The sequence below is a fragment of the Wenzhouxiangella limi genome (assembly GCF_010499265.1).
Classification (GTDB): domain Bacteria; phylum Pseudomonadota; class Gammaproteobacteria; order Xanthomonadales; family Wenzhouxiangellaceae; genus Wenzhouxiangella; species Wenzhouxiangella limi.
Genome location: NZ_JAAGSC010000028.1, coordinates 1 through 6,258, shown reverse-complemented (window position 1 = coordinate 6,258; position 6,258 = coordinate 1). Strand labels below are relative to the sequence as shown.

8 protein-coding genes are annotated in these 6,258 nt (G+C 57.0%); 4 read left to right on the top strand and 4 right to left on the bottom strand.

Annotated features, from left to right (window positions below; genetic code table 11):
* The 3 genes from G3I74_RS01400 to G3I74_RS01390 all read left to right on the top strand — a co-directional run.
* A partial coding sequence (locus tag G3I74_RS01400; RefSeq protein WP_164209440.1) for a DDE-type integrase/transposase/recombinase occupies positions 1 to 714 on the top strand: 714 nt, incomplete at its 5' end.
* Between the two features lie 43 nt (positions 715 to 757).
* Positions 758 to 1,069, top strand: coding sequence for a site-specific integrase (locus G3I74_RS01395; protein ID WP_164209457.1), 312 nt, complete (start codon positions 758 to 760; stop codon positions 1,067 to 1,069).
* A 355-nt stretch (positions 1,070 to 1,424) separates the two neighbouring features.
* Positions 1,425 to 1,709, top strand: coding sequence for a hypothetical protein (locus G3I74_RS01390; RefSeq protein WP_203594450.1), 285 nt, complete (start codon positions 1,425 to 1,427; stop codon positions 1,707 to 1,709).
* Between the two features lie 18 nt (positions 1,710 to 1,727).
* On the opposite strand, the gene G3I74_RS01385 is transcribed toward G3I74_RS01390, so the two are convergent.
* From G3I74_RS01385 to G3I74_RS01375, 3 genes are read right to left on the bottom strand one after another with little or no spacing between them, the layout of a single operon-like run.
* Complete coding sequence (locus G3I74_RS01385) at positions 1,728 to 2,342, bottom strand: hypothetical protein (RefSeq protein WP_164209452.1); 615 nt, start codon at positions 2,340 to 2,342, stop codon at positions 1,728 to 1,730.
* 45 nt (positions 2,343 to 2,387) lie between these two features.
* Positions 2,388 to 2,690, bottom strand: coding sequence for a hypothetical protein (locus G3I74_RS01380; RefSeq protein ID WP_164209449.1), 303 nt, complete (start codon positions 2,688 to 2,690; stop codon positions 2,388 to 2,390).
* A 26-nt stretch (positions 2,691 to 2,716) separates the two neighbouring features.
* On the bottom strand, positions 2,717 to 4,126 hold the full coding sequence (locus tag G3I74_RS01375; protein WP_164209446.1) for a hypothetical protein: 1,410 nt from the start codon (positions 4,124 to 4,126) through the stop codon (positions 2,717 to 2,719).
* Between the two features lie 227 nt (positions 4,127 to 4,353).
* Here G3I74_RS01375 and G3I74_RS01370 point away from each other — a divergent pair, with 227 nt between their 5' ends.
* Complete coding sequence (locus G3I74_RS01370; RefSeq protein ID WP_164209443.1) at positions 4,354 to 5,253, top strand: hypothetical protein; 900 nt, start codon at positions 4,354 to 4,356, stop codon at positions 5,251 to 5,253.
* Positions 5,254 to 5,544: 291 nt separating this feature from the next.
* On the opposite strand, the gene G3I74_RS01365 is transcribed toward G3I74_RS01370, so the two are convergent.
* Positions 5,545 to 6,258, bottom strand: a 714-nt coding sequence (locus G3I74_RS01365; RefSeq protein WP_164209440.1) for a DDE-type integrase/transposase/recombinase, incomplete at its 5' end; no start/stop codon positions are given.

Sequence of the window (6,258 nt, the reverse complement as noted above, 5' to 3'; positions counted from 1 at the left end):
GAGGCCACGGCACCCAACCAGATCGTGACCTGGGATATCACCAAGCTGCCGACCCTGACCCGAGGGCTTTACCTGAACCTCTACGTCATCCTGGACCTGTTCAGCCGCCGCGTGGTCGGCTGGATGGTGTCGCGCAAGGAGAATGCCGGTCTGGCCCGGCACATGTTCTCCGAGGTTCTGAACCGACGCCAGATCGCCACCGAAGGGCTCATCGTCCATCAGGACCGCGGATCACCCATGATCGCCCACAGCTTCGCTGAGCTCTTGTCAGGCATGGGCGTGGAGCAGAGCTTCTCTCGACCCCGGGTCAGTAACGACAACGCCTTCAGCGAGAGTCAGTTCAAGACCACCAAGTACTGGCCCAGCTACCCGGGTCGGTTCCGGGATGAGGCGCATGCCCGGCAATGGTGTCAGGTCTTCTTCCCGGCCTATAACCGGCGGCCGCACGAGGGGCTGGCCCTGTTCACGCCGGAGGATGTCTATACCGGTCAGGTCAAGACGGTCTGGCAAATACGGCAGGCGGCGATGGATCGGCACTATGCCGACCACCCCGAGCGCTACGTCAATGGACCACCCATCGTCAAGCGACCGCCAGAACGAGTTTGCATCAATCCCGACGATGGACAGCCGGCCGAGCAGGTCCTGGCTGACCCGGAAAGCTTCAAAACCGTACCAACCCCGGTCAGCCTCGAGCTACCCGAGGTTGTTACATAGAAAAATGCGCCGATCTGTTGGAAAAAGGTTGACACGTTCCGCAATGCACCGGCATATCTGGCCGAGGATTGAAACCGCCGCGCAGCAACTCGGAGTCGATCCAATCACCGAACACTTCACGCGCCACGACTTGCGCCGAACAGTACGAACCGGGCTGACCGGCTGGGCTGGTGTGCTCCCCGATGCCGCCGAACGGGTACTGAACCACTCGATTAGTGGCCTCCGCGCACATTACGATTTCGCCGACTACAGACCACACGTCACCGAAGCACTGCAACGCTGGGACGCTGAGCTGGCGCGCATCCTGGCCGGCGAACAGGCGGCGGTGGTGCCACTGCGGAGGCCAAGCGAATGACCGCCGAGCAGCAAGCCCTGACCGATCGGCTGGAGTAGGACGCGGCATTCCTTACCAAGCGACTGGGTGCGACGGCTGCCGATGCTGATCTATATGATAGCGGCTTTGTTTTTCCGCAGAAATTTGGCGTCGACGGACTTCTACTGTGATTCCGCCTGTTGAAGCGTAAGGCGAATCCAGCCTGGCCAGCAACAGCGGGGACTTCCTGGCGGCCCGACCAGTTGCGGGTTTTGTGCCGTCACCCAGCGCCCCCCATTTCGCTTCGGAATGGCCCCTGATGCAGCCTCAGTAAGCCCTTGTTCAGCTACTGGCCGCTACCCTGCCCGGCAAGTAGTGCAACGAAGGGACACCCGCCGTGAGACACATCTTGCTGATCCTCTTGACCACCCTGGCGATCACCATCGCCGATTCCGCCCGGTCCACCGATTGCGGCCAATCCGAGCGCTTCGGCTCGCGACTGATCATGGCCGGGGATTCTGAGCGCCGGGTCATCGAGGCTGGGCCTGATCGGACCGTGCGCCTGGAGACTCGGGAAGGGGGAGCAGCGGGCTACCGGCATGACTTTTACCGGCGAGGCGTGACCATTCAGGTTTATGTCCAGGCGGGCCGGGTTGTCCGGGTCTGCCGGATGAGGGACTGATTGCCTATGCTTCTATCATCAGCCGCCACAGGCTTTCTTGGCTTCAGCCAGCGCCTTCGCTGAACCGTTGAGTGGGAAATCAAAATAAACCTTTCCCGACCCATGCCATTGGAGCTCTAGCAGCACAGAACTGGAGGCGCTGATCTTTTCGATCGCTGACGTCGATGAGCGAAACTGAATTGACGGGGCTCCCCACGTCTGCCTCATCTCTACCGTTTCAATTTCATCATCCCAACGGACGCGTGTACGGAAGGTGCTATAACCATCCGCTACATCAACATTCGTAAGGTTCGGAGCATCAGTGAACTTGAAATAGGCCCAATAGGATGTGTGGGTCCATGTGGTCCCGTCTGAACGGGTGCCGCTCAGATCGCCTTCCTTGCAACCTACACCCATGATCCCCCGAACATCGTTGTACGGGAATCGCATCGGCTTTGTTGGAGAGACCCAATCAGAAGTTGCAAAAGCCTGAACCTTACCGGTCATTTCATCCCGTGATATGGACGTGCTCCATTCCGCGACTGCTGCGCTTGGGATCAGCAATATATTGATCACCAAAGCAAGTAAAACCAATCGATAGGGGGTTGACGATAATTGACCGGTCTGGCAGCAAGTTGTTACTGAAGTCTTCATAACCTTTCGCTCTGGCTATTCCCTAAATATTTCCTCAGGCCAAGCCTATATGGATATGTCATCTTGGCTCAGCCTAACCTCAGGATCAATTCCGTTCTTCTGACTCCAGGAAATCCTATATTTATTGATTTCAGCGAGGATTGCACCAAGCGTTCCCAGGGGTACCGCCCATAGGAAAACTGCTGCTGATAAGTAAACATAAATCCATGCTTCAGCGGGACTCATGCGGCCCTGCATTCCATAGAAAGCCACAACGGCTAAAATAATTGAAGCCACAACCCCAAGCCCAGCCAGAACCATACAGGCTTGAGCCCATATCGGAGTTTTATAACCACGAACTTTCTCCATCTGATACCTCCTGATTTGTCGCCACACTACTGCTCAAGGCTGTTGGATTCACTGTTGTCCTGAGCCTGGATGGATTCGGAGTCGATGCCATCATCGGGAGCAGGCTTGTTCTTATATTTTGGCGGCGGCGGAGTCCAGGGACTCAAGTGCTGACCAACATCCCGGTAGAAGGCCGTGAATGCTGCTTCCGTGTCCTCGATCACGGTCTTCGCTCCCCGGAACCGACCAGCCAGATCGATCACCCGCTTGACCTCCAGTTTCGTTGGACGGTCGGTCACTCCATCCGGCACCAGGTCCGCAGGATCGGCCAAGGCTTCTTCCAGAGAAAGCGATGTATCAGGCGTCTTTCTCGGCCAGGAGCACCCGATCCGGACATCCTTCGGACCCGCCTTCCTCAGTTGCCGTGTGAGCCAGTTGATGGCCGCCGTCGGGCGAACGACATCACCCGGGGGATCGAGCTTCATGCTCAGGCTCATGGTCCGCCTGGCGAAGTCGGCTTCGAGGACGACATTCCCGGCTGCGTTAGGAATGGCGAATGCTTCCGACAGGCTGTTGCAGCCGATCAACCCGGAGAGGTGGTCATCGAGTCGAGTGGCGCCGTCGTTCTTGTGCTTCCGACTCAGGGCGACCGACACCTGCTTGCCGATCTTGGTACTCAGGGTGAGGCCGAGGAACCGGCAAAGCTGATACCAGTCAGCGATGGCCTGCTCCAGCTTGGGGTCGGACTTCCGCAGGGCTTCGGCGTTCTGGACCATACCGCAGAGATCAGCCCACGATGAACTCATCCGGTCGAAGGCCTTGACGCCCGAGTGATCGTGTTCCAGGAACCGGATCAATTCCTTCAGCACGATGGCCTGCTCCCGGTCCGTTACGGTCTCGGAATCAGCGAGTAGCTGGGCGTTGCTGAGAACGGATATCCAGGAGAAGTGATACAGCCCAACACTCTTGGTCTTCCGCTTGTCGACCTTCGTGGGGTGATGCTCCGGGATGGTCGCGAACTGATTGGAGATCGTGATGACCGCATCGGCCCCGACTTCCTTGGCCAGGTCGAGATACTTCTCCAGCTGCTCGGTGGTGACCTCCTCTCCCTTGATCTTGCCCTCAATGAGGGCCGTCCATTCCCGGCGGCTGGTATCGATGATGAGGAGGCCGTCGGGCCTGGGCAGTGTGGCCCGTGTGTGCTTGGGCTTTTTGAAGCAGACCTCCGTCCAGGAGCGGAGCTTCGACCGGGTCGATATCGGCGCCCCGGCGTCGGCCAGCATCGCCTTGGCGTATTCCGGCACGATGCGGAAAACGGCCAAGAGGGCCGACACGGCAGCGGTTTCCTTCTGCCTCGCGCCCGTGAACGGGATCAGCCGAGCCGGCTCTCCCGACTCGACTTTGTCGAGAATCGAAGTGTTAACCATCACGTGCCCCCACGGTTGATTGGTGCTCAATCTACAGCCGGCGGAGGCCGGAGGCAAAAGTGATCAATCTGGGAGCCTGAGGCGGCCCGTATGCTCTTTTCGGCCATTCCCAGCTGGATGGGCCCCGCCGGGGTTTTAAAACGCTGAGAGTAGGAGTTCAGCGAACGCCCCCAAATCGGAAAATTATTGATGCTTCTGACAGCATGCGGTATATTCGGTCACGGCTAATTCGGGGCGATTATGGCGGGGAGACGGTTATGCGTGGCGTGTTTTTCGTTATTCTAATTCTCTTTTCCTCATACTCTTGGGGCTGCCTAGAGGCCCCTTTGCCAAAAGCTCCAAGTGAGACGAATTGGACGGCATCTTGGCAGAATTCGACCGGCAGTGAAGCTCTTGATGTTGCGCTTTGGCGGCATGAATGCCCAGACGGTTCTGAATTGCTACTTATGAATTTTGATCCAGTCGTCGGCAAACCGTTTATTTGCAGCATTTCTTTTGATGTAGTACAGAACGGCGGACAGTATGAAAACTTCACGCTGTTGTCCGATCCTCAAAGCACATCATCATCATTTTGCAGTGACCTGTTGATCAATACGACTTTCTTAGTCAGTCAGCGGAGGTTCGATGCTCAATGGAACATCTCGGAGCCTTTTGACCTCTATTGGAATTCTGACTTATTAATGCGTGTAGGGCTTCCGGGCGAAATATTTAGGGATCGTTTTCAGAACAAAAACACTAGCGTTGATGCATGCTTTGATTCTCCTCTTCCTATAAAAGCCAAGTCACCCATATGGACTGCGGTCAGCAGAGAACCCTTCAATGACTCCGAGACTAAAGTAACTTTATGGCGCCAAAAGTGCCCGGACGGAAAAGTCCTTTTGCTTGCTACGTTTACTCCAATATCTGGCATGCCACCCTTTGTCTGCACTGTAGATTTTGAGTTAATACAAAATGGCGTTCAAATCGATAACTTCATATTGGACTTCGACAACAGTAGCGGCACGGACTCTTTTTGCAGCCGATTACAGATAGAAATGACATTTTTGGTGAATCAGTATTCTTATAAAACACAATGGGATGACACAGCCGAGTTTTCGCTGTTCTGGGATTCCGAATTCTTGATGCAAGTTGGAGCTTGGGCCGGCGCAACCGAATAGCCTGAGACTTAGAATCGACGCAACAGACCCGGCCAAGGCGCAGGCTATTCGTTTCCATCAGAGGATAATCTTCCTACCCACAGCCGCGCCGCCGGCCCCATCGAGGCGATTGGCTCCACAAGCTGGATCCAGGCTACGACCGATCGCACCCTGGGACCTGACCGATGATGGACTACTCGACCTGCTGACCGAACTGGCGCGCATCCAAGCGTAAGCCGAGGCGATTCTGATGATGAGGATGGCAGGGCCCCGGAACGTGTCAACCTTTTTCCAACAGATCGGCGCATTTTTCTATGTAACAACCTCGGGTAGCTCGAGGCTGACCGGGGTTGGTACGGTTTTGAAGCTTTCCGGGTCAGCCAGGACCTGCTCGGCCGGCTGTCCATCGTCGGGATTGATGCAAACTCGTTCTGGCGGTCGCTTGACGATGGGTGGTCCATTGACGTAGCGCTCGGGGTGGTCGGCATAGTGCCGATCCATCGCCGCCTGCCGTATTTGCCAGACCGTCTTGACCTGACCGGTATAGACATCCTCCGGCGTGAACAGGGCCAGCCCCTCGTGCGGCCGCCGGTTATAGGCCGGGAAGAAGACCTGACACCATTGCCGGGCATGCGCCTCATCCCGGAACCGACCCGGGTAGCTGGGCCAGTACTTGGTGGTCTTGAACTGACTCTCGCTGAAGGCGTTGTCGTTACTGACCCGGGGTCGAGAGAAGCTCTGCTCCACGCCCATGCCTGACAAGAGCTCAGCGAAGCTGTGGGCGATCATGGGTGATCCGCGGTCCTGATGGACGATGAGCCCTTCGGTGGCGATCTGGCGTCGGTTCAGAACCTCGGAGAACATGTGCCGGGCCAGACCGGCATTCTCCTTGCGCGACACCATCCAGCCGACCACGCGGCGGCTGAACAGGTCCAGGATGACGTAGAGGTTCAGGTAAAGCCCTCGGGTCAGGGTCGGCAGCTTGGTGATATCCCAGGTCACGATCTGGTTGGGTGCCGTGGCCTC